Source organism: Streptomyces bungoensis, assembly GCF_001514215.1.
GTDB classification, from domain to species: Bacteria; Actinomycetota; Actinomycetes; order Streptomycetales; family Streptomycetaceae; genus Streptomyces; species Streptomyces bungoensis.
In genome coordinates this window covers 1-21,250 of sequence record NZ_KQ948886.1, presented here as the reverse complement: position 1 = coordinate 21,250, position 21,250 = coordinate 1, and the positions used below count along the sequence as shown (strand labels likewise).

22 protein-coding genes and 1 pseudogene are annotated in these 21,250 nt (G+C 73.9%); 14 read left to right on the top strand and 9 right to left on the bottom strand.

Annotation, left to right across the window (positions count from 1 at the left end):
- Nucleotides 1-150 precede the first annotated feature (150 nt).
- Nucleotides 151-810 carry a DUF4230 domain-containing protein gene (locus AQJ66_RS36015; protein WP_208611541.1) on the top strand — a complete coding sequence of 220 codons (660 nt, stop codon included), beginning with the start codon at nt 151-153 and terminating at the stop codon, nt 808-810.
- Here AQJ66_RS36015 and AQJ66_RS36010 read toward each other — a convergent pair.
- Together AQJ66_RS36010 and AQJ66_RS36005 are read right to left on the bottom strand one after the other, a co-directional pair.
- A pseudogene (locus tag AQJ66_RS36010) lies at nt 811-2,076 on the bottom strand (complex I subunit 5 family protein); the annotation flags it as partial.
- On the bottom strand, nt 2,067-2,246 hold the full coding sequence (locus AQJ66_RS36005) for a hypothetical protein (protein ID WP_061930961.1): 180 nt from the start codon (nt 2,244-2,246) through the stop codon (nt 2,067-2,069). The pseudogene AQJ66_RS36010 and the gene AQJ66_RS36005, both read right to left, overlap by 10 nt.
- 295 nt (nt 2,247-2,541) lie before the next feature.
- Here AQJ66_RS36005 and AQJ66_RS36000 point away from each other — a divergent pair, with 295 nt between their 5' ends.
- Entirely contained in the window at nt 2,542-3,099 is a 558-nt protein-coding gene (locus tag AQJ66_RS36000; protein WP_208611540.1) for a VanZ family protein, read from the top strand.
- Between the two features lie 157 nt (nt 3,100-3,256).
- The gene (locus tag AQJ66_RS35995; RefSeq protein ID WP_061930957.1) at nt 3,257-4,486 is read left to right on the top strand and encodes a ricin-type beta-trefoil lectin domain protein; all 1,230 of its coding nucleotides are present in this window, start codon (nt 3,257-3,259) and stop codon (nt 4,484-4,486) included.
- A gap of 9 nt (nt 4,487-4,495) precedes the next feature.
- On the opposite strand, the gene AQJ66_RS35990 is transcribed toward AQJ66_RS35995, so the two are convergent.
- The 3 genes from AQJ66_RS35990 to AQJ66_RS35985 form a co-directional block, all read right to left on the bottom strand.
- On the bottom strand, nt 4,496-4,744 hold the full coding sequence (locus AQJ66_RS35990; protein ID WP_061930954.1) for a hypothetical protein: 249 nt from the start codon (nt 4,742-4,744) through the stop codon (nt 4,496-4,498).
- A 41-nt stretch (nt 4,745-4,785) separates the two neighbouring features.
- The gene (locus AQJ66_RS40770; protein WP_279617360.1) at nt 4,786-4,911 is read right to left on the bottom strand and encodes a hypothetical protein; all 126 of its coding nucleotides are present in this window, start codon (nt 4,909-4,911) and stop codon (nt 4,786-4,788) included.
- Between the two features lie 62 nt (nt 4,912-4,973).
- Entirely contained in the window at nt 4,974-5,777 is an 804-nt protein-coding gene (locus AQJ66_RS35985) for an SDR family oxidoreductase (RefSeq protein WP_061930950.1), read from the bottom strand.
- A gap of 158 nt (nt 5,778-5,935) precedes the next feature.
- On the opposite strand from AQJ66_RS35985, the gene AQJ66_RS35980 reads away from it, so the two are divergent.
- From AQJ66_RS35980 to AQJ66_RS35965, 4 genes are all read left to right on the top strand, one after another.
- On the top strand, nt 5,936-6,970 hold the full coding sequence (locus AQJ66_RS35980) for a PHP domain-containing protein (protein WP_061930947.1): 1,035 nt from the start codon (nt 5,936-5,938) through the stop codon (nt 6,968-6,970).
- A gap of 42 nt (nt 6,971-7,012) precedes the next feature.
- Nucleotides 7,013-7,669: an HAD family hydrolase gene (locus AQJ66_RS35975; protein WP_061930945.1), complete on the top strand. Its 657-nt coding sequence runs from the start codon at nt 7,013-7,015 to the stop codon at nt 7,667-7,669.
- Nucleotides 7,670-8,026: 357 nt separating this feature from the next.
- On the top strand, nt 8,027-9,058 hold the full coding sequence (locus AQJ66_RS35970) for an SDR family oxidoreductase (protein WP_061930942.1): 1,032 nt from the start codon (nt 8,027-8,029) through the stop codon (nt 9,056-9,058).
- 35 nt (nt 9,059-9,093) lie between these two features.
- Complete coding sequence (locus AQJ66_RS35965; RefSeq protein WP_061930939.1) at nt 9,094-9,321, top strand: hypothetical protein; 228 nt, start codon at nt 9,094-9,096, stop codon at nt 9,319-9,321.
- A 21-nt stretch (nt 9,322-9,342) separates the two neighbouring features.
- Here the strand turns inward: AQJ66_RS35965 and AQJ66_RS35960 are convergent, their stop codons facing one another.
- Nucleotides 9,343-10,632 (bottom strand): ROK family transcriptional regulator, encoded by a 1,290-nt coding sequence (locus tag AQJ66_RS35960; RefSeq protein ID WP_061930936.1) that lies wholly within the window; start codon nt 10,630-10,632, stop codon nt 9,343-9,345.
- A gap of 174 nt (nt 10,633-10,806) precedes the next feature.
- Between AQJ66_RS35960 and AQJ66_RS36745 the strand changes: the two genes are divergently transcribed.
- Nucleotides 10,807-13,254, top strand: a complete 2,448-nt coding sequence (locus tag AQJ66_RS36745; protein ID WP_063804121.1) for a CHAT domain-containing protein — start codon at nt 10,807-10,809, stop codon at nt 13,252-13,254.
- Nucleotides 13,255-13,274: 20 nt separating this feature from the next.
- Here AQJ66_RS36745 and AQJ66_RS35950 read toward each other — a convergent pair whose 3' ends face one another.
- Entirely contained in the window at nt 13,275-14,105 is an 831-nt protein-coding gene (locus AQJ66_RS35950) for a DUF3626 domain-containing protein (protein ID WP_061930933.1), read from the bottom strand.
- Between the two features lie 158 nt (nt 14,106-14,263).
- Between AQJ66_RS35950 and AQJ66_RS35945 the strand changes: the two genes are divergently transcribed.
- The 4 genes from AQJ66_RS35945 to AQJ66_RS35930 all read left to right on the top strand — a co-directional run bounded on the left by AQJ66_RS35945 (nt 14,264) and on the right by AQJ66_RS35930 (nt 18,453).
- Complete coding sequence (locus AQJ66_RS35945; protein WP_061930930.1) at nt 14,264-14,758, top strand: FBP domain-containing protein; 495 nt, start codon at nt 14,264-14,266, stop codon at nt 14,756-14,758.
- A gap of 72 nt (nt 14,759-14,830) precedes the next feature.
- Nucleotides 14,831-16,084 (top strand): aromatic acid exporter family protein, encoded by a 1,254-nt coding sequence (locus AQJ66_RS35940; RefSeq protein WP_208611539.1) that lies wholly within the window; start codon nt 14,831-14,833, stop codon nt 16,082-16,084.
- 46 nt (nt 16,085-16,130) lie between these two features.
- A complete protein-coding gene (locus AQJ66_RS35935) occupies nt 16,131-17,216 on the top strand; it encodes a hypothetical protein (protein ID WP_061930926.1) in 1,086 nt (361 codons plus the stop codon).
- Nucleotides 17,217-17,253: 37 nt separating this feature from the next.
- A complete protein-coding gene (locus tag AQJ66_RS35930; RefSeq protein ID WP_208611538.1) occupies nt 17,254-18,453 on the top strand; it encodes a lactonase family protein in 1,200 nt (399 codons plus the stop codon).
- Between the two features lie 32 nt (nt 18,454-18,485).
- Here AQJ66_RS35930 and AQJ66_RS35925 read toward each other — a convergent pair whose 3' ends face one another.
- Nucleotides 18,486-18,956 carry a DUF5959 family protein gene (locus AQJ66_RS35925; RefSeq protein WP_061930923.1) on the bottom strand — a complete coding sequence of 157 codons (471 nt, stop codon included), beginning with the start codon at nt 18,954-18,956 and terminating at the stop codon, nt 18,486-18,488.
- A gap of 202 nt (nt 18,957-19,158) precedes the next feature.
- Here AQJ66_RS35925 and AQJ66_RS35920 point away from each other — a divergent pair, with 202 nt between their 5' ends.
- Nucleotides 19,159-20,031, top strand: coding sequence for an AraC family transcriptional regulator (locus tag AQJ66_RS35920; protein WP_061930920.1), 873 nt, complete (start codon nt 19,159-19,161; stop codon nt 20,029-20,031).
- A gap of 94 nt (nt 20,032-20,125) precedes the next feature.
- Here AQJ66_RS35920 and AQJ66_RS35915 read toward each other — a convergent pair whose 3' ends face one another.
- Nucleotides 20,126-20,725, bottom strand: a complete 600-nt coding sequence (locus AQJ66_RS35915; RefSeq protein WP_061930917.1) for a TetR/AcrR family transcriptional regulator — start codon at nt 20,723-20,725, stop codon at nt 20,126-20,128.
- 90 nt (nt 20,726-20,815) lie between these two features.
- Between AQJ66_RS35915 and AQJ66_RS35910 the strand changes: the two genes are divergently transcribed.
- On the top strand, nt 20,816-21,229 hold the full coding sequence (locus tag AQJ66_RS35910; RefSeq protein ID WP_061930915.1) for a DUF4345 domain-containing protein: 414 nt from the start codon (nt 20,816-20,818) through the stop codon (nt 21,227-21,229).
- The last annotated feature ends 21 nt before the right edge of the window (nt 21,230-21,250 follow it).

Sequence of the window (21,250 nt, the reverse complement as noted above, 5' to 3'; positions counted from 1 at the left end):
GCTGAGTCGTCACGGACTGCGCCGGTCATGCTACTGGCGGTTTCCGCCCCGGCCGGTCCGGCGCGTGCGCCGGGGCTGTCATCCGGTCAACTGGCCCGTCTGACCATCCCCTTGAAGGGGAATGCGGTCAGCAGGAAGGAGGGCCGTCGAATGACGACTCCCGCAAGACGACTGCCCCGCATGCCCGGCTGGGCCAAGGTGGTGACCGCGTTCGTGCTGGTCCTGGTGGTGCTGTTCGCCGGTGTCCGGCTGGCCGTGCTCCCGGGCATCAAGGACTTCTTCGGTACCGAGTCGCACGACCGCTCCGGCCCCGCGCTGCTGAAGTCCATCCAGGACATGAGCCGTTACGACGCCGCGTCCGGCAACTTCCAGGTCGTCGTGGACCTGGAGAAGGACGCCAAGTACCTGCCCGACGCGATCCGCGGCACCCGCACCCTGTACGTCGGCGCGGGCACCGTCGAGGCCTACGTCGACCTCGGCCGGATCGGCGACAAGGACGTGACGGTGAACGGCGACCGCACGTCGGCCGCGATCCGGCTGCCGCACGCCCGGCTCGGCAGGCCCGCCCTCGACCCCGACCGCTCCTACGCCGTGTCCAAGCAGCGCGGCCTGCTCGACCGGATCGGCGACCTCTTCTCCGACAACCCCAACAGCGAGCAGGCGGTGCAGAAGCTCGCGGTCCGGCACATCGGCGACGCCGCCCGCGAGAGCGGACTGACGGCGCGGGCCGAGCGCAACACCACCGGCATGCTGGAGGGTCTGCTGCGCTCCCTGGGCTTCACCGACGTGCACGTGTCCTACGGTTCCTGATCAGCCGCCCAGCACGCCCGGCAGGGCGAGCGCCCCCAGCGCCGTCGCGCCGACCAGCAGCCAGGCCACGTAGTCCCCGACGTGCCCGGACTGCAGGCGGCGCAGCGGCGTGCCCCAGCCGGGCGCGGCCGTCTTGTCCGGGCGGGTCACGGCGAGCACGGCGAGGGCCGCGGCCAGCAGCGTGGAGGCCACGCCCAGCAGGACGCCGTGCGCGGTCCAGTGCACCGAGGCGTGCGCACCGCCGGAGCCCGCCTCGTTGACCGAGCGGGCCACCAGGTCCCCGAGGCCGGGTACGACCCCGACGGCGAAGGCGCCGGCCAGCAGCACGGCGGGCACCCATCGCATCGTGTCCGGGACGCGTCGCAGCCGTTCGCCGGTCTCGGGCCGCTCGCCGGAGCCGCCGGTCTCCCCCGCGGCGTCCCCGGGGCGCGGCCCGAGGCCGGGGAAGACGCGCGCGGTGACCCGCAGCACGGCGCCCGCGGTGACCGCCGAGACGGCCACGTAGACCACGGTGAGCGGGCCGCCGACCGCCTCCTCGGAGACCGACTTGCCGAGCGCGGTGCCGAACGGCGGCAGCCCGGCCAGGCCCAGCGCGCCGATCGCGGACATGACCCCGACTCCCCGCAGTTCGCGGGCCCTGCCGTGCAGGTCGTGCTCGTCGACGCTGCCGTACCGGTCGAGCAGGATGCCCGTGCAGGCGAACAGCGCGGCCTTCACCCCGGCGTGCCCGAGGACGTACAGCGCGGTCCCGTCGTCGCCTTCGGGCGTGAACACGCCGAGTGCGAGGAGGAACAGGCCGGTGTGCGCGACGGTGGAGCAGGCCGGCAGCCGCTTGATGTGCCGCTGGTACCAGCACATGACCGCGCCGGTCACCGCCGTGAGCGCGCCGAGGGTGACCAGGCAGCGCTCCAGGTCGGCGGCCGGGATGCCGCCGGGTCCGGAGAAGACGGTGCTGTAGACCCGCCAGACGCCGTAGGAGCCGAGTTCGACCATCACCCCGGACAGCAGCATGCACACCGGGGTGGGGGCGACGGCGTGCGCGTCCGGCAGCCAGAAGTGGAACGGGACGGCGGCGGCCTTCACCAGCAGCCCGGTCAGCACCAGCACGAAGGAGGCGAGGACGAGGGCGTCCGGCCCGCCGTGGTGCACGGCCGCCTCGTCCAGGCCCCGGCCGATCTTCGTCATCGCCGGCTCACCGGTGCGGGCGTACAGCAGGCCGATGCCCGGCAGCAGGGCGTCCGCGCCGGGCGAGTTGATCATTCCGAAGTGGCCCGGGCGGCGAGCGCGCCCACGGCGGCCGCGGCGGCGCCGACGACCCACTCCAGGGTGCAGACGGTGGAGATGAGCATCAGCCACAGCACGACCAGTCCGGCCCACCAGGCCAGCAGTTCGCCCACCGCGAGGAGGGCCGCGCGCGGGGCCGTGCGCCGGGTCATCCGCCACCTCCTCGGTCGGCTGTGCAGGTTTGGGCGGCTTTCGTCCGGTTCGCCGCATGGGGCATCCCAGCACCGCCGGAGGCCGTGCGGGGCGGCGGCGAGCGGGTCCGCGTGCGGAGTGCCCCGGGAGCGTGAGCATGCGGGGCGGCGGCGCGCGGGTCCGCGTGCGGAGTGCCCCGGGAGCGTGAGCGGAAACCGCCGATGCGCCCCGAAGACCGCCCGGGCGGCGGCATTTACGGCCGAAGCGCGGGTAACCGCCTCCTGGAAACGGGGAAGTTGACGACTGGAGGACCCCATGTCCCAGACCGCCCGGCGCCTGCCCGCGGCCCTGCGCCCGACCAGGAAGCGGACGCCGGACGAGCCGGCCCGGCCCCGCACCACCCGGCACGCGGTCGCCCTGCCGATCCGGCTGCTGGTGATGCTGGTCGCGTTCGTGCTCATGGTGGCGTTCGCCGTCGTCCTGGCCCGGCTCACCCTGCGTCCGTCCCCGGCCTCGGTGCACCTGACGCACAGCAACCTGCACCCGGGCAGTTCCCTGCGGGCGTATCTGAACTACGGGCAACCGCTCGACACGCTGCGCCAGATCGGCGGGAACGTGCTCCTCGGGGTGCCGTTCGGGATCTTGGTGCCGGTTCTGGCGCCGCGCGCCCGGAAGATGCTGCGGGTCCTGGCGCTCACCGCGCTCGTGATGCTGATGGTGGAACTGGTCCAGGGTGCGCTGATCACCGGGCGGGCCTTCGACATCGACGACGTCATCCTCAACACCACCGGGGCACTGCTCGGCTGGCTGGTGCTGGGGCGGCGACTCGGGCGGGCGGTGCACCGGCGGGTGAGCGTGGAGCCGAGTTCCTGACCGGCCCGGCCCGAGGGACTCTCCTGACGGATGCCGGACACGGCAGGGCTTTGGCATGAGCATCCGTCAGGAGCAGGTCTGTACCAGGGTATTGACGGCTACTTATCTCACTTCTTAAATCAAGAGGCATCCGTCCCCCCACGCCGAACGGAGAGCCATGGCCTCCCCACGCCTGCTCCGCAGATGCCTCCTCGCCGCCCTGTCCGCCGCGCTGGTCGGCTCCGCCGCCGTCCCGGCCCGGGCGCAGACCTCCGCCCCGGCGGCGGCGACCGCCACCACCTTCTCCGACTCCTTCGACGGGCCCGCCGGGGCGCCGGTCGACGCCTCGAAGTGGACGCTGGAGACGGGTGACAACGTCAACAACCACGAGCGGCAGTACTACACCTCCGGCACGCACAACGCGGCCCTCGACGGCCAGGGCCACCTGGTGATCACGGCCCGGAAGGAGAACCCGGCCGGCTACCAGTGCTGGTACGGCAGCTGCCAGTACACCTCCGCGCGGCTGAACACGGCGGGCAAGTTCACCGCCCAGTACGGCCATGTCGAGGCCCGCATGAAGATCCCGCGCGGGCAGGGCATGTGGCCGGCGTTCTGGATGCTCGGCACCCCGGTCAACTGGCCCGACTCGGGCGAGATCGACGTGATGGAGAACGTCGGCTACGAGCCCTCCACCGTGCACGGCACCATACACGGCCCCGGCTACTCCGGCTCGGGCGGCCTCGGCGCGGCCTACACCCTGCCGAACGGGCAGGCCTTCGCGGACGCCTTCCACACGTTCGCGGTCGACTGGGCGCCCGGCTCGATCACCTGGTCGGTGGACGGGCAGGTCTACGAGCGGCGCACACCGGCCGACCTGGGCGGGAAGACCTGGGTGTTCGACAAGCCGTTCTTCCTGATCCTGAACCTCGCGGTCGGCGGCTACTGGCCGGGCGACCCGGACGGCTCCACCCAGTTTCCGCAAGCGCTGGTCGTCGACTCGGTGTCGGTGACCACGGGCGACAGCGCGTCCGCCGTCGCCGTCCGGGGCCTGGCCGGCAAGTGCGTCGACGTCGCGGGCGCCAACCCGGCGAACGGCACCCCCGTCCAGCTGTACGACTGCAACGGCACGGCCGCCCAGTCCTGGACGGTCGGCTCGGACGGCACGCTGCGGGCGCTCGGCAAGTGCCTGGACGTGACCGGAAACGGCACGGCGGACGGCTCGACCGTCCAGCTGTGGGACTGCACGGGCGGCGCCAACCAGAAGTGGGCCGTCTCGGCGGCGCACGACATCGTCAACCCGCAGGCCAACAAGTGTCTCGACGTGACCGGGAACAACTCGGCCAACGGCACCCGGCTGCAGATATGGACCTGCACGGGCGGCGCCAACCAGAAGTGGACGCTGGGCTGAGCCCGCCGCTCAGTGGCGCAGCGTCCAGGTGAACTTGTCGCCGCCCACCCAGCGGATCACGTCCGGATCGTCCAGGTCGTGGATGGGGATCCCGTGGGAGGCGGCGGCCTCCAGGACGTCGGTGACGGTCCTGGCCTCACCGATCACCTCGCCGTCGATCTCCATGATCCGGAACGGCGGCTGCCCCTGTCTGCCCGGGCACACCCCGAGCACCAGGATCCGTGGACGCGCGATGTGAGGAGCTGACTGTTCGGTCATGCGATAAAGCGTAGAACGCCTGGCGGGCCGGACGCTTGCGCTCAGGCGCCGTCCAGCAGGCCGAGCAGCGCCGCCTCGACGGCCCCCTGCGCGGCCGGACGGCCGAAGTCCCCGTGCTCCCCCAGCCGGGTGAGCACGGGGGCGATCGCCACCTTCTGCTCGAACAACTCGAACACCTTCGGGTCGGAGGCCGGGGCGGGCGCAGGAACTCGTCCGCAGCCGCACGGTCTCAGGGCCGTCGCCAGTCGTCGCCGGTCAGGTGCGAGCCGGCCTGCGGGCCCATGCGGAGCATGCCGCCGTCGACGCTCCAGGAGGCACCGGTGACGTAGGAGGCGTCCGGACTCGCCAGGAAGGCGATCACGGCGGCGACCTCCCGGGCGTCGCCGGGCCGCCCGAGGGGCACCCCGGGGCGCCGTTCGGTGTGCACGTCGGTGTCCTCCTGACCGGTCATCGGGGTGGCGATCTCGCCCGGCGCGACCGCGTTCACGGTGATGCCGTGCTCGGCGAGTTCGAGGGCCATCACCTGGGTGAGCAGGCCCAGTCCGCCCTTGGCCGCGCAGTACGGCGCGGCGCCCACGCGGGGCTGGTGCTCGTGCACGGACGTGACGTTGACGATCCGGCCGCCGTCGCCCTGCCGGATCATGTGCCGGGCCGCCTTCTGCCCGCACAGGAACGGGCCGACGAGGTCCACGTCGAGCACCCGGCGCACGTCCTCCAGCCGCAGGTCGAGGAAGGGGGTCATCGTCCCCGTACCGGCGTTGTTGACCAGTACGTCGAGGCGGCCGAGCTGGGCGCACAGCTCGTCGACGACGTCCGCCGCCGCGGGCAGCCGGGTGAGGTCCAGCTGGGCGACGGCCGCCCGGCGGCCCTTGGCGCGGACCTCGTCCGCCGTCCGCTCGGCGCCCTTCTCGTCGCTGTGCCAGGTGATGCCGACGTCCAGCCCCGCCTCGGCCAGGCGGACGGCGGTGGCCCGGCCGATGCCGCTGTCCGCGCCGGTGACCAGCGCTGTGCGTCGCGTGTCCGGTGTGGGCATGGGGGGGCTCCTCGGGAGATCGTCCGAACGGGTCCTCGCAGTACCCCGGGGCGTGGGGCGCAAAACCGTGCCGCCCGCACGGCCGTCCGGCCGTGCGGTGGGCGACGAGCCGTGCCGCGGCGCGTGCGGCGGGGGCGCCGCCGGGAAACCCTGTACGCATGGACCCCGTCGCCGCCCTGGACCGGATCGCCTTCCTGCTGGAGCGGTCGCTGGCGCCCACCTACCGGGTGAAGGCCTTCCGCACCGCCGCCCGGGTGCTGTCCGCGCTGCCCGCCGAGGACGTCGCCTCCCGGGCGGCGGCCGGCACCCTCGAGTCGCTGAAGGGCGTAGGGCCGAAGACCGCGCAGGTGGTGGTGGAGGCGCTGGCCGGGGAGGTGCCCGGGTACCTGCGCCGGCTGGAGGAGGACACCGGTGAGCACGGCGGCCCGGGCGCGCGGCTGCGGGAGCTGCTGCGCGGGGACTGCCACACCCACTCGGACTGGTCCGACGGCGGCAGCCCGATCGAGGAGATGGGGCGGACGGCGGCCCGGCTCGGCCACGAGTGGACCGCCCTGACCGACCACTCGCCCCGGCTGACGGTGGCCCGGGGCCTGTCCCCCGAGCGGCTGCGCGAGCAGCTGGAGGTGGTCGCCGAGCTCAACGCGGGCTGGGCGCCGTTCCGGCTGCTCACCGGCATCGAGTGCGACATCCTGGACGACGGCTCGCTGGACCAGGAGCCGGAGCTGCTGGAGCGGCTGGACGTGGTCGTGGTGTCCGTGCACTCCAAGCTGCGGATGGACGCCCGGTCGATGACCCGGCGGATGGTGGCCGCCGTGCGCAATCCGCACGCGGACGTCCTCGGCCACTGCACGGGACGCCTGGTCACCGGCCGCGGGCGGCCGGAGTCGCAGTTCGACGCGGAGGAGGTGTTCGCCGCGTGCGCCGAGTCGGGTACGGCCGTGGAGATCAACAGCCGGCCCGAGCGGCTCGACCCGCCGCGGCGGCTGCTGCGCCGGGCGGTGGCGGCGGGGGTGCTCTTCTCGATCGACACGGACGCGCACGCGCCGGGACAGCTGGACTGGCAGATCCTCGGCTGCGCCCGCGCCGAGGAGTGCGGGGTGCCTGCGGAGCGGGTCGTGACGACGTGGTCCGCCGACGAACTGCTGGACTGGACCCGGGAGGGCCGGACGCCCGCACGCGTGGCGGATGCGTGACGTGGTACCCGGACCGCAGCCACACCTAGGAGAGGAACCCGGATGGACCGTGCCGCCGTCTTCGACGTCGACGGAACCCTCGTCGACACCAATCACCTGCACGTCGTGACCTGGTGGGAGGCGTTCCGGCAGGCGGGGCACGACGTGCCCATGCACGCGGTGCACCGCGCGGTGGGACTGGGCTCCGACGACCTGATCGCCCATCTGCTCGGCGACGACCGCGACCGCGACCAGGACGCCACCCTGAGCGACGCGCACAAGACCCTGTACGGCCAGTACTTCGACCGGCTGCCCGCGCTGCCGGGAGCCGCGGAGCTGCTGCGGCGGCTGCACGGGGACGGCTGGACGGTCGTCCTCGCCACCTCGGCGAGCGGCGCCGAGCTGGGCGCGCTGCGCCGCGCGATCGGCGCGGACGACGCCATCGCCGCCACCGCGAGCGCCGACGACGTGGAGCGGGGCAAGCCCGCCCCGGAGCCCGTGGAGCACGCCCTGGAGCTGGCCGGGGTGCCCGCCTCGCGGGCGGTGTTCGTCGGGGACACGGTGTGGGACATGCGGGCGGGCAGCAAGGCCGGGGTGCGCTGTCTGGGGGTGCTGTGCGGCGGCATTCCGCGGGCCGACCTGGAGGAGGCCGGGGCGGAGGCGGTGTACGCCGACCCCGCCGGCCTGCTCGCGTCCCTGGCGGAGAGCCCGCTGGGCTGAGCGCCGGACGAGCGCCGCCGCGCGTGACACGGGTCACGCGGGGCACCGGAACAGCGGCAGGTAGTTGCCCGTTGAACAAGCCGTGGGTGCGGATGGGACAGTGTCCCCGGGCCTCACCTTCTGCCCACAGGGACGATCGTCCGGCTGAAGCCCTGTGGAGCGTTTCGCCGAGAGGCGACCGCCATCCGCGCCCACCGCCTGGCCGGCCCCGGCCGTGATCCCCCCGTCACGGCCGGGGCCTTCTCGTGCCGCGGCCGCCTGCGCGAACGGAGCGCGCCGGCGGGCGGGGGCCGGGTGTGCGGGCGGAGCGCCCGGGTACCCGGCCGGTCCCCCGAAGGCCCCCGGAAGGAGCCGAAGGTGAGCAGCGCAACGGGCAGCAGGGTCGTCGTGACGGGCGCCACCGGGAACGTCGGTACGAGTGTGGTGCGCCTGCTCTCGGAGGATCCCGGCATCAAGTCGGTGCGCGGACTCGCGCGGCGGACCCCCGGGTGGCACCCGCCGAAGACCGAGTGGTCGGCGGTCGACCTGGGCTCCGAGACGGCCAATCTGGCCGAGCGGTTCGAGGGCGCCGACGCGGTGATCCACCTGGCCTGGGCGTTCCAGCCGACGCACGATCCCGCGACCACCTGGCGGACCAACGTGCTCGGGAGCATCCGGGTGTTCGAGGCGGTGGCGGCGGCCCGGGTGCCGGTGCTGGTGCACGCCTCCTCCGTGGGCGCGTACTCGCCGGGTCCCAAGGACCACGCGGTGGACGAGTCGTGGCCCACGCACGGCTGGCCGGACGCCGCGTACTGCCGGGAGAAGGCGTACCTGGAGCGCACGCTGGACATCTTCGAGCGCGACCACCCCGAGGTGCGCGTGGTCCGGATGCGGCCGGCCTTCCTGTTCAAGTGGGAGTCCGCGAGCGAGCAGCGCCGGATCTTCGGCGGGCGCTTCCTGCCCGGACCGCTGGCCAGGCCCGAACTGCTGCCGTTCCTGCCGGACGTCCCGGGACTGCGGGTGCAGGCGCTGCACACCGACGACGCCGCCGAGGCCTACCGGCTCGCGGTGCACTCGGACAGTGCCCGGGGTGCCTTCAACCTGGCCGCCGACCCGCCGGTCGACGCCGCCCTGCTGGGCGGGATGCTCGACGCGCGCCCGGTCCGGCTGCCGCGCACGGCGGCCCGCTCGGCCATCGCCGCGGCCTGGGGGCTGCGGCTGCTCCCGGCTTCCCCCCACCTGTTCGACGCGGTGCTGCGGGTGCCGCTGATGGACTGCACCCGGGCGCACACCGAACTGGGCTGGCGACCGCGCCGCACGGCGGACGACGTGCTCCGGGAGTTCCTGGACGGCCTGCGCAAGGGCGGCGGCGCGGAGACGGAGCCGCTGCGGGGACGCAAGGTCGGCTGAGGCCGCAGGAACACACCGAGTCAGGAGAGAGAACCATGACCGCACAGCGAGACCCGGAAAACGGGCAGGCCGGCCGCCCGGTTCCCCGCGACATGCCCGACCAGCAGGCCGGGCCCGGGAACGACGCCTGGGACGCCCCCCAGGGCCGCCCTCGCACGGAGGCACGGGACGTACCCGACACCGACGAGGCCGGCACCGGCCCCCGCGGTGTTCCGCCCGAGGGCTCCGACGAGCAGCCGACGCCGGACGAGCCGCCGGCCTGACGGACGCCGGTTCCCGGCGGTTCAGCGCGGGATGCGCTCCTCCAGGGCGGCGCGCCAGGCGGGGCGGCGGGTCTGGGCCGGGGGTTCGGCCCGGCGGCCGCCCTCGGCGAAGAAGTCGGCGAGGGGCAGGATCGCGGCGCCGACGGTGACCGCGTCGGGCCCGAGCCGGCCGAGGTCGATGGTGACCTTGTCCGCCGGGTGGCGCAGGGCGTACGTCGCCGCGTGCCGGCGTACGGCGGGCAGGAACCGGGCCCCGAGCTGGAGTCCGGCCCAGCCGCCGATCAGGATGCGCTCGGGCTGGAACAGGTTGATCAGGTCGGACAGGCCCGCGCCCAGGTACTCGGCGGTCTCCTCCAGGACGGTGAGCGCGACCGGGTCCGGGTCGGTGCCCCGGGGCGGGTAGGCGGCGGCGAGCATCGCGGTGAGCGCGGTCTCCTCGTCGACGTCCTCGGGCGGCCTGCCGCCCTCCTCGCGCCAGCGCTCCAGCAGCGACTCGGCGCCCGCGTAGGCCTCTAGGCAGCCCGGCGCCCCGCACCGGCAGCGGCGCCCCCGGACCCGTACCGTCAGATGGCCCCACTCCACGGCCCGCCCGTGCTCCACCTCGGGCGTGACCAGGCAGGCGCCGACACCGGAGCCGAAGAGCACGACGACGGCGTTGCGGGCGCCGCGCCCCGCGCCGAACCACATCTCGGCCTGGCCGAGGGTCTTGGCGCCGTTGTCGATGAAGTAGCGGACGTGGTCCGGGAGCCGGGAGCCGGAGCGGAGCAGTTCCTCCAGCGGGACGGCGTCCCAGCCGATGGTCTGCCCGTGCACCACCGCTCCCCGGTCCGTCGTGTGCTCGACGATGCCGGGGACGCCGACGCCGACGCCGAGCAGCCTCTCGGGGGCGGCCTCCTCGGCCTCCAGGACCTCGGCGATGCCGTCGCGGATGTGCCGGACGATGCCGTCGACGTCGTAGCCCTGCGGGGTCAGCGGGCGTTCGGCGCGGGCGAGTTCGGTGAGGGCCAGGTCGAACAGCTCGACGCGGACGCGGGTCTCCCCGACGTCGACGCCGATCATCTGCCCGCTGTCCGGGGCGACGCGCAGCAGGGTGCGGGGCCGGCCGCCGTCGGAGTCGACGCTGCCGGCCTCCTCGACCAGCCCGTCGGCGACCAGGTCCGCGACGACGTTGCTCACCGAGCCGGAGCTCAGCCCCGTCGCCGGGCCCAGCTCGAAGCGGCTGAGGGGGCCGTCGAAGTACAGCCGTTGCAGCACGGCGGTGCGGTTGCCTCTCCTGAGGTCGCGTACCGTGCGCCCGTTCCGCGCCGCCATCTGGCTCCCTTCACGAACCCTGCCCGACCTGCAACATACCCCTTCGGGCAATCGGAAGCGACTTTCTCCCAACCCTTATTTCACGCTATGAGCTAAGCGGAGGGCGCCACCGTGCGCCACTGAGTACCGTTGGCATCGTAAGTGGAGTTCGCCGTGGGGGACTTGGGGGGACACGTGAGCCGTGACGCGAACGAACTCACCGAAGCGCAGTACGGATCGGTGATCTGCGTCGACGCCGGGGGCTTCGGGAGGTACGGCGACGCCGACGTGCCGCGGATGCGCGCGCGCATGTACCGGGTGCTGGAGGCGGCGTTCGCGCACGCCTCGGTGGAGCGTGACGCCCTCCACCTGGAGGACCGCGGCGACGGCGTGCTCGCCGCGGTGGCGAGCGGGATCGCGCCGAGCCGGCTGCTCGGCCCGTGGCTGGTCGAGGTGTACGAGCGGCTGCGGCACGAGAACCGGGACCTGCGGGTGCCCCTCGGCCTGCGCATCGGCATGCACGTCGGCCCGGTCCTGCACGACGCGCGGGGCGTCAGCGGACGCGCGGTCGACCTCGCCTGCCGGCTGGCCGACTCCGCCGTGGCCCGGCGGCTCCTCGCCACGGAGGGCGTGGACCTGGTGCTGGTGATATCCGAGTCCCTGTACGAGGACGTGGTCCGCTCCGGCGGCAGGTTCATCGAGCCGGCGCACTTCTCCCCGGCCCCGGTGCGGCTCAAGGACGGCGAGGTCACCGCCTGGTGCCACCTGCCCGGACGGCCCGCCCCCGGGATCCCCGGCCCGCAGTCCGCCGGCGGAACCGGCGACTTCGAGGACACGGACGGCCTGGACGCTCGCCGGGCCGAGGCCCCCGACCATCGCTCCGACGGGCGGGCCGGCAGCACGCAGATCACCGTCCACGGCGACATGTCCCAGCACCACGACAACGTCTACCAGCAGCCCGTACACGTCGGTCGCGTCACCGGCCGCGGCGACGGAGACCGCACCGCCGATCGCCCTGACGACCACGACGAGCGGCGCCCCACGCCCCGCGACAGCACCTCTCCGGGATCCGTGCCCATCGGCCCGACCGCCGACCGCGATACCGGAGCCCGCGCCGCCCGGGGACACGAACCGTACGACGAGCGGCGCACCACGACCCGCGAAGGTGACCCCGGCGCGACGGGCCCCCTCCACCTGGTCGCGGAGCTGGCCGAGCAGACCTCGCCCGGTCGCGTGGTGCCGCTGCAAGTGCGCATCGTGCAGAGCGGGACGGACGGGCGGGGTGGCCGGCTGCGGCCCTTCGCCATCCCCTCCGGTGGGGCCCGGGTGCTGGTCACCCTCCACTCCCCCGGCCTCATCGTCCTCGACGAGCTGCAACAGGAACTGCACGTCATGCCCGGCCGGGACTCGGACGTCCTGCTGTTCCGGCTGAAGGCCCCCGCGCCCGGGTTGCACCGGGTGACGGTGCGGGCCTTCCGCGGCGGCACCTTCCTCGGCGAGGTCACCTGCCAGACCTCGGTGGAGCACGGCAGTGTCACGAGAGACGGTCATCCTCGCGACGCGCCGCTGCCCTCCATGGCCTTCGATCCCGGAGAGGTCACCCTCCAGGTACTCAGGGACGAGGCGGCCGGATCGTTCAGCTTCCAGCTCATCAGCGAACGGTGCTACGCCCCGGAGACCTTCCGCTTCCGCGCCGGCGACCCCCGCCGGGCCACGGAGCAGATCTACGCGGAGCTGAGGAACGCGGCCAGGGCCGCCGCGACGGACGGGAACGAGGAGTACGCGCGGCGGCTGCGCGACCGCCTGCGCAGTCACGGTGTACGGCTGTGGGCCTCCGCCGTCCCCGAGGCCGTCCAGAGACAGTTCTGGGCCGAGGCCGGACGCATCACGTCGTTCACCGTCCTCGGGGAGCACGACATGGTTCCCTGGGAGCTGCTGTACCCGCTGAACGACGGACAGGAGGACAGGGGCTTCCTCGCCGAGTGGCTCCCCGTGGTGCGGCGGGTGTTCGGGCAGGACCGGGTCCGGGAGCTCGGCCTGCCGGGCGTGGCGTTCGTGGTGCCGCCCGGCTCCCCCGCCAACGCGGGCGCCGAAGTGGCTTCCCTGCGTGCCCGGTTGGGGCCGGGGGTGGCCGACGCCGGGGTGCTGACCGAGCGGGCGGCGCTGACCGCGCTGATCGAGGGCGGTCACGCGGGCCTGCTGCACTTCGCCTGCCACAACGCCTTCACCGGGACCGGTTCCTGCGTCACGATGGCCGACGGCCCCTTCGACCCCATCGACCTGACGTCGGCGGCCCAGTTGCGCACGCTGCGCGCCCACCACCCGCTGGTGTTCTTCAACGCCTGCCGGAGCGCCGGTGAGATCGACTGGTTCGGGGAGAGCCTCGGCTGGGCACCCCAGTTCCTCCAGGCGGGGGCCGGCGCGTTCGTCGGCACCCTGTGGCCGGTGCGCTCGCGATCCGCCCTGCGGTTCGCCGAGGCGTTCTACGACCAGTTGCTCACCCACGGGCAGTCCCTCGGCCAGGCATCGCTCGCGGCCCGGCGGACCGTCCGCGACCTGCACGGCGGCGATCCGACCTGGCTGGCCTACGCCGTGTACGGCAGCCCCGCCGCGAAGGCGCACACCACCGCGCCGGCGGGGTGACACGGTCGCACCCGCCCCGGTCACCGGCGGTCGCCCGCGCTGCGGCACGCCGTCCCCGCGCCCTCCGGTGCGCCGAAGCGGGCGAGGGTGTGCCAGACCATCTTCAGGTCCTGCGGCGCGTGGCGGCCGGAGCGCGCCGCGTCCCCGATGACGCGCGGGGTGAGGAGGCCGTGCTCGGCGATCCGGGCGCCGAGGTCGGCGTACCGGGGGCCCCGGTAGTCGGCGTGGCGGCGCAGTTGCGGGACGGTGAGCCGGTAGCCGGGGTGCCAGGTGAGGGGGAAGGGCAGGCGCCGGGCCGCCGCCTCCACGGGTGTGCCCCGGTAGCCGGCGTCGAGCACCAGCGCCTCGACGTCGCGGTCGAGCCGTACCCCGCCGTGCACATGGCACTCGACGTAGTCGTTGAGGGCGTCCTGCTCGTCCGCCTCGGCGAGCGCCACGAGCGGCATGGCGGCGGCCACGCCGAAGTGGGCGGGCTCGGCCGCGCTGTCCGGGTAGCAGAAGGTGGTCCGCGCCAGGACCGGCCGGGAGAGGCGCAGGTGAGCGGAGCCGAAGCGGGGCGCCGCGCCGACCACCTGGCGGCGGAAGTCCAGCGCGCCGTACACCGGCCGCTCCGCCGGGTCGGCGTCGTCGTAGCTGCCGCCGAAGATGCGGCTCTCCCAGCGCCGGCGGTCACCGCCGGGGTGGGCGGTGAGGCCGCCGTTGCTCGTGCCGGTGACGAACTGGGAGTGGTAGGCGCCGTCCCGGGCCAGCGCTTCGAGCAGCGGCAGTCCGCCCGACACCCGGTCGGGATGGAAGTTGAGGGTGACGCGGACACCGGGGTCGAGCGGTGGGCCGTAGGCCCGGCCGGCCACGTAGGTCCACCGCGCGCCGGGCGCGCCCCGTCAGTACGTCGTCCCCGAAATCCATTCGCCCTCTCCCCCGTGGCTGCCTAGGCTGGCCGCGAAACCTAGGGGCTCTAGGTTCACAGATCGTCAAGGTTCGCGGCACAGCTTTTCCGGAAGGACCCCTCATGAGATCCCTCACCGAGCAGGACATCCGCAACTCCTTTGTCAACTGCTCCAAGGGAGACGCCAAGCGGCTGGCGGTGCCCCGGGATCTCGCGGAGCGCCCGTGGGACGATCTGGACTTCCTCGGATGGCGGGATCCGGGCGCTCTGGACCGCAGTTATCTGGTCACCGAGCGGGACGGCCGGCTCACCGGGGTCGCACTGCGCTTCCCGCCCTCGCGGCGCGGGTTCCTGCACCGCAGCATGTGCTCGGTGTGCCTGACGACACACCCCGGCGGCGGGGTGTCGCTGATGACGGCCCGGAAGGCGGGCGCGGCCGGCCGCGAGGGGAACTCGGTGGGCCTGTACATGTGCACCGACCTGGCGTGTTCCCTGTACGTGCGCGGACGGAAGGTGCCGGAGTCCGGGGGCCGGTTCGAGGAGAGCCTGACCCTCGAGGAGCAGATCGCCCGCACGAGGGGCAACCTCTCCGCCTTCCTCGACAAGCTCTACGCCTGAGACCCGGGCGCCGGCGGCCGCCGTCCCCGTTCGGCACGTTCGACTCGCGGGAGGAACGGGAACAGGCCAAAAATGCGCGACGTACGGAAGTGGACAGCTCAGCTGTGGCGACTGGTGCAACGCCGCCGGGAGCCGGTGGTCGTCCAGACCCTGCGGTCCGCCGCGGCGGCGACGGTCGCCTACGTCATCGCGCTGCGCCTGAGCCCGGAGCCGGCCCCGCTCACCGCGCCCCTGACCGCCCTGCTGGTCGTCCAGGTCACCTTCTACGCCACCCTGACCAACGGCATCCGCCGGGTGAACTCGGTGGTGGCCGGTGTCCTGGTCGCCATCGCCTTCAGCCTGCTGGTGGGGCTGACCTGGTGGAGCCTGGCGCTGCTGATCGTGGCCGCGCTGGCCGTGGGGCACCTGGTGCGGGTCGACGAGTACGTGGCCGAGGTGGCGATCAGCGCCATGCTGGTCCTGGGGGTCACCACGGTCGGCTTCACCGCCTGGGCGCGGATCGTGGAGACGCTGATCGGCGCGGTCGTCGGCATGGCCTGCAACCTGCTGCTGCCGCCCCCGGTGTGGGTGGACGAGGCCGGGCAGTCGATCGAGGACCTGGCCCGCCGGGTGCGGCAGCTGATGCTGCGCATGGGTGAGGAGGCCGCGGGCCGCATCCCGTGGGAGCAGGCGGCCGAGCGGCTGCACGAGGCGCGCCGCCTCGACCACGACATCGTCCGGGTGGACGCGGCGCTGCGGCAGGCCGAGGACAGTCTGCGGCTCAATCCGCGCGTCCGGGAGGGCCTGCTGCACCGGGTCGTGCTGCGCACCGGCCTCGACACGCTGGAGATCTGCACGGTGGTGCTGCGGGTGCTGGCCCGTTCCTTCACGGACCTGGCCAAGGCCCGCGACACCGAGGACCTGTTCCCGCCCCCGGTGGGGGCCGTCGTGGAGCAGCTGCTGTCGGAGATCGCCGACGCGATCGTCAGCTTCGCGGTGCTGGTGACCACCCATCTGAGCGAGAACGCCGAGTCTGCGGAGGCACGTCTGACCGCCGAGCTGCACACGGCGGCCGGCACCCGTGACCGGCTGGCCGAGCTGCTGCAGGAGGAGATCCGGGCGGACTGGGCGAACTGGCAGCTGATGGGGGCGGTGCTGACCGAGGTGAACCGGATCATCGCCGAGCTGGACACCGAGCACCGCACCCGCCGCCTGCTGGAGGAGCTGGACCGGGTGTCCCGGGAGCAGCGGGAGAAGCTGCCGCGGATGACCCGGCTGCGCGAGCGGCTCGGCGTGCAGGAGGACCTGTGGCGGAACCGTACGGGGTTCGGTGGGCGTTCTCGGTGAGGGAGTGCCGCGGCGGGGCCGGCACCGGGAGGCGAGGGGCGGGCCGATGGCCGACACCGGGGTACGGATCGACGGGAACACACTGCGGCTGCCGGGCGGCGCCGTGGTGCGCTTCGTGCGCACGCTGCGGCTGCCCGAGACGGGCACGCATCCGCTGCCGCCCGGCCTGGGCGAGTTCCCGGTCCGGCGGGTGGCCGACTACGGCGACCGGGTGCCCGAGGAGTGGCGGGCGCGCGGTGGCGTGATGCTGCCGGTGTACCTGCGCGAGGCGATGTGGCTGAGTTTCGCCGGTACGGCGGAACCGGTCGCCCTTCAGGTCGGCGTCGGCAAGGTGTGCGCGGTGTCCGGCAAGCCGTGGCGCGACCGCCTCGTCCGCAAGCCGCAGAACTACGTGGTGCTGCCCCGCCAGCCCTGGCTGGACGGCATCAACTCCGGAAAGGGCAGGGTCCGGCAGTTCGTGGCCGTGCCGCTCGGCCTCGGCGCGACCGTGGAGGGGCAGGTCACCGGCGAGGAGGTGTGGGGCGGCGTGCAGCTGCAGTCGTTCCCGCTGCGCGACGACGTGCTGGCCGAGTGGCGGCGCGCGGAGCGGGAGCGGCAGCGCCGGCTGCGGTCGGCCGCGCCGCCCGCCGCTTTCGGCGCGCCCCTGCCGGTCGGCGGGTACGGCGGCCCCGCCCCCATGGCGGCGGCCGCCCCCGGCGCGGCCGCGCCGGCGCCCTCGGCGCCCGCGGGTGCGGCGCCGCCGCGGCGTGCGGCGGCCATGGGGCTGGGGGTCGGCGGCTCGATGCGCCAGGAGGTCTACCGGGACGACCGGCCGCTCGGCGACTGGTCCGAGACGCCCGCCGGACGGGTCTTCGTCCACCTGGTCACGCCTCCCCAGTGGCGCCGCATCACGGGTGAGGCACCGCCGCCGTCGCCGGTGGACCGGGCGGCGTACACCAGGGCGGGGCTGCCCTGGTACGACTACTACGACGAGGACGCCGAGGACCTCGCCCCCACCGACGCCCTGGAGTCGGTCAAGCCGGTCGGCGACTGGCTCGGGGACGACGTGGAACCCTGGCAGCAGCCGTCGGCGGGCCAGGTGGTCCCGCTGAAGGACGCGCCGGGGAAGCCGGTGGAGGACGGGGAGTGGTAGACCCGTCACCGGGACGATCGACGACCTGAGGCAGGGCATGGACACGCAGGCACGGGCGGGGCGGGGCGGCTGGAGCAGGCGCCGGTTCACCGGGGCCCTGGCGGGCGCGGCCGCCGTGGTGGCGGTCCCCGCACCGGCCGCCCCGCCGGCGGACCGGGCACCGGCGGCCGCCAGGCGCGGGGTCGCCGCGCCGCCCCGGGAGGAGGACGGCTCCCGGCCGCTCCACCTGGGCACCTACACGTCCGCCGAGGGCGGCGGCCGGGGCATCGGGCTGGCCTCCTACGACCCCGCGACGGGCGAGATCACCGGCGGGGGCACGCTCACCGGCGTGGCGGACCCGTCGTACCTCGCCGTGCACCCGGACGGCCGCACGCTCTACGCGGTGGACGAGCGCCAGGACGGCGCCGTCACCGCCGTACGCCTCGCCGACCGGCGGATCCTGGGCACCCGGAGCACCGGCGGGACGGGCCCCTGTCACCTCTCGGTGGACCCCGACGGCCGCTGGCTGCTGAGTGCGAACTACGGGTCGGGCAGCGTCGCCGTGCACCCGATCGACGCCTCGGGCGCCCTCGGGGAGCGCACCGACCTGGTCACGCACACCACTCCGCCCCCCGGCCCGGGCCAGCAGGGCCCGCACGCGCACCAGGTCGTCACCAGCCCGGACGGCGGCCACGTCCTCGCCGTCGATCTCGGTACGGACACCGTCTACACCTACCGCCTCGACCGGACGAAGGGCACGCTCACCGCGACGAGCCAGGCGCACACCAGCCCCGGCGCGGGCCCCCGCCACCTCGCCTTCCACCCGGGCGGCCGGTTCGCCTACCTGGCGAACGAGGTGGACGACACGGTCGCCGTGTGCGCCTACGACCCCGCCACCGGCCGGCTGACGATCGGCGACCCGCAGTCCACGGGCTCGGGCGGCGGCACCAACTACCCGGCGCAGCTCCTGGTGACGGCCGACGGCGCGTACGCCTTCCTCGCCAACCGCGGCCACAACAGCATCGCGCGGTACGCCGTCGAGGCCGACGGCGCCCGGTTGCGGCTGCTCGGCACCACGCCCGTGGGCGGCGACTTCCCGCGGCAGATCGCCTTCTCACCGGACGGCCGGCTGCTGTTCGCGGCGAACCAGCGCTCCGGCACGGTCAGCGTGTTCCACGTGGACACCGAGGGCGGTGAACTGCGGCTCGCCGGCGAGCCGTTCGCGTTCCCCGTCGCCGTGTGCGCGCTGCCGCTGTAGGGCCCGGGGCAGACGGCGGCGCTCTCGCATGGTCACCGGACGCGGCCGGGACTCCACTCGTAGGCTCGCGGGGCCGTCTCGACGGCTTCGCGGGGCCAGGTCGATCCGACCTGTTCCAGGTGCCCGCGGTGCTCGGCGATCCAGTCCCCCTGGGGCCGGATTCCCAGAGCGGCCGTCAGGCGGTCGGGATCGTCGACCAGGACCGACAGCCGGCCGTCCTCATCCATGTGGAGGTCGAGGCGCAGACCGCGGTCTCCCCCGATTCCGGCTGTCCGGCCCGGTTCCAGGTCGGACAGCTCCTGCTCCCAGGAGTCCAGGTCACGCGGGGAGACGCAGAGGTCGAGCCGGGCGTCGACGAAGCTCGCGGAGGCGAGCACGTCGGCGCACAGCATGTCGTGCCCGGTCAGCACGCCCGGCCGGAACCGCCCCGTCACGCGCACGATGCAGCGGTTCCCGTCCTGATCGGCGAGATGGATCAGGTCCTTGGGAGCGGGGTCCGTCATGTGTTCGCTTTCGTGTGCTGGTGTGGGTGACATCGTCTCCTGTCGGCCGAGGGGCGAGCAGGACGGCCGTCGGGCCGCACCCGCCGCCGACCGCGTCGGTCACCGCGAGCCTGTCGCACCCGACCGGAGCGGGCACAGGATGTCGGGTGCGACAGGCCCGGTCCCCCCTAACGTCGGTGATCGAAAGGGAAGGAGGCCGGGGTTGCTGGAGCGGCTGAACCAGGCCATGGAGCACATCGAGGGTCACCTCGACCAGCGCATCGAGGTGTCCGCGCTGGCCCGGATCACGGTCACGTCGGAATACCACTTCCGGCGGCTGTTCTCGACACTGGCGGGGATGCCGCTGTCGGAGTACATCCGACGCCGGCGGCTCACCGTCGCGGCGGCCGAAGTGCTGGCCGGGCGACCGGCGTTGCTGGAGATCGCCGTCCGCTACGGCTACACCTCCGGGGAGGCGTTCGCGCGGGCGTTCCGCGCCGTACACGGCATCGGTCCCGGCGAGGCCAGGCGTACCGGCGCGGCTCTGAACTCGCAGCCCCGGCTGTCCTTCCGCCTCACCGTCGAAGGAAACAGCAGCATGCGGTACCGCATCGTGGAGAAGGAAGCATTCCGGGTCGTCGGCAGAAAGGCCCGCGTCCCGCTCCTGTACCAGGGCGTCAACCCGCACATCGCCGAGCACATCCGGAGCATCCCGCAGGAGACGATGCTGCGGATCGCCGGCCTCTCGGACCAGGAGCCCGAGGGCGTGGTGTCGGCGACCGTGCGCCTGTCGGACGGTTTCGAGGAGGGCAGCGAACTCGACTACTACCACGCCGTGGTGAGCACTGCCGCCGAGGTGCCCGAGGACCTCGACGCACTGGAGTGCCCGGCGGGCACCTGGGCCGTGTTCGAGAACACCGGGCCCTTCCCGCGGGCGCTGCAGCAGATGTGGGGGGACGTGGCCGCCCAGTGGATCCCGTCGAACCCGTACGAGTACCGTCCTGGGCCGGAGATCCTGCGCACCCGCCCGTCGCGGGACGACCCTGCGCAGTCCGACGCGCAGTTGTGGATCCCGGTGTCCCGCACCATCGCCTAGGCGGGCACCGCGAGGCAGCCGGGGCGCCGTCCGGTCCGGAAGGGGCGGGTGGCCAGGGGACGGGCCGAGTCCGGTCATGGTGGGCAACCCGTCCTCATGCGCCGGCGGGGTCCTCGGCGAGCAGTGGCCGGAGGGCCCCGAGGAGGGAACCGACGCAGATGTCGCGGAGCTGGGGGCGGCTGCAGGTCTCACGGATGAGCCAGTCGACGCACAGGACCTGGACGAAGACCAGCCAGCTCTTCACGACGGCGGACACGGCCTCGCGGGCGCTGTCGTCCGGGAGCGGAAGCGCGGCCAGCAGCCGGGCGCGGAGTGCGTCCAGCTCGTTCGTCATGATCGACTGGATCACCGGGTCGCCCGCGAGGACCCGGTTCGCGGCGAGGACGGCGTTGCGGTTGGCCGTGAAGTAGTCGAGGTGGACGTCCATGCCCTGGACGAGCTGCTCCACCAGGGAGTCGGCGGGGGCGAGCCGGGTCTCGGCGAGCAGACGGTCCGCCGCCTGCTGGTAGACGGCCGCGAAGAGGGCGTGCTTGCCGGGGAAGTGACGGTAGAGCAGGGCCCGGGAGACGCCGGCCTCTTGGGCGACCTCCTCCATCAGCACGTCGTCGTACGGGCGTGCGGCGAAGAGCCGCGCTCCGACGGCGAGGAGCTGGGCGCGGCGGTCGGCGGGGGTGAGTCGCTGGCGGGGGGACACGCTCGGAGACTACTTGACATGTGTCTACTGGCGCACCCAACCTAGTAGACACATGTCAACCAAGCTTCGCTCGGACTGGCTGGGGGAACCATGGCAAGGGCTCTGCGGGTACTCACCCTGCTGATGGGCTGGGCGTGCGTGGCGATCGGCGTGTTCCACGTGGTGCTCGGCAACGCGGCGATCCCCGGCGCCGGTTCGGCCGGCGCGACGATCGACAGCTGGGGCCGGTTCATGGGCGCGAGCTTCGCCGGCTACGGGCTGGCCTGGATCTGGGCCGGCCGGCAGCGGCCCGTCCCGGCCGGGGCGGTGCGGTGGCTGGCCGGCGTCTTCCTGCTGGGTGGTGCGGGGCGGCTGCTCTCCCTCGCCGTCCACGGCCGGCCGCACTGGTTCCAGGTGGTGCTGACGGTGATCGAGCTCGGCCTGCCGCCGGTGTTCTTCTGGCTGGCCGGCGCGGAGGAGCGGGCTCCGCACGACGGCGCGGAGACCGTGCCCGCCGGGCGGTGACCCGCGGACGGGAGGACCCCG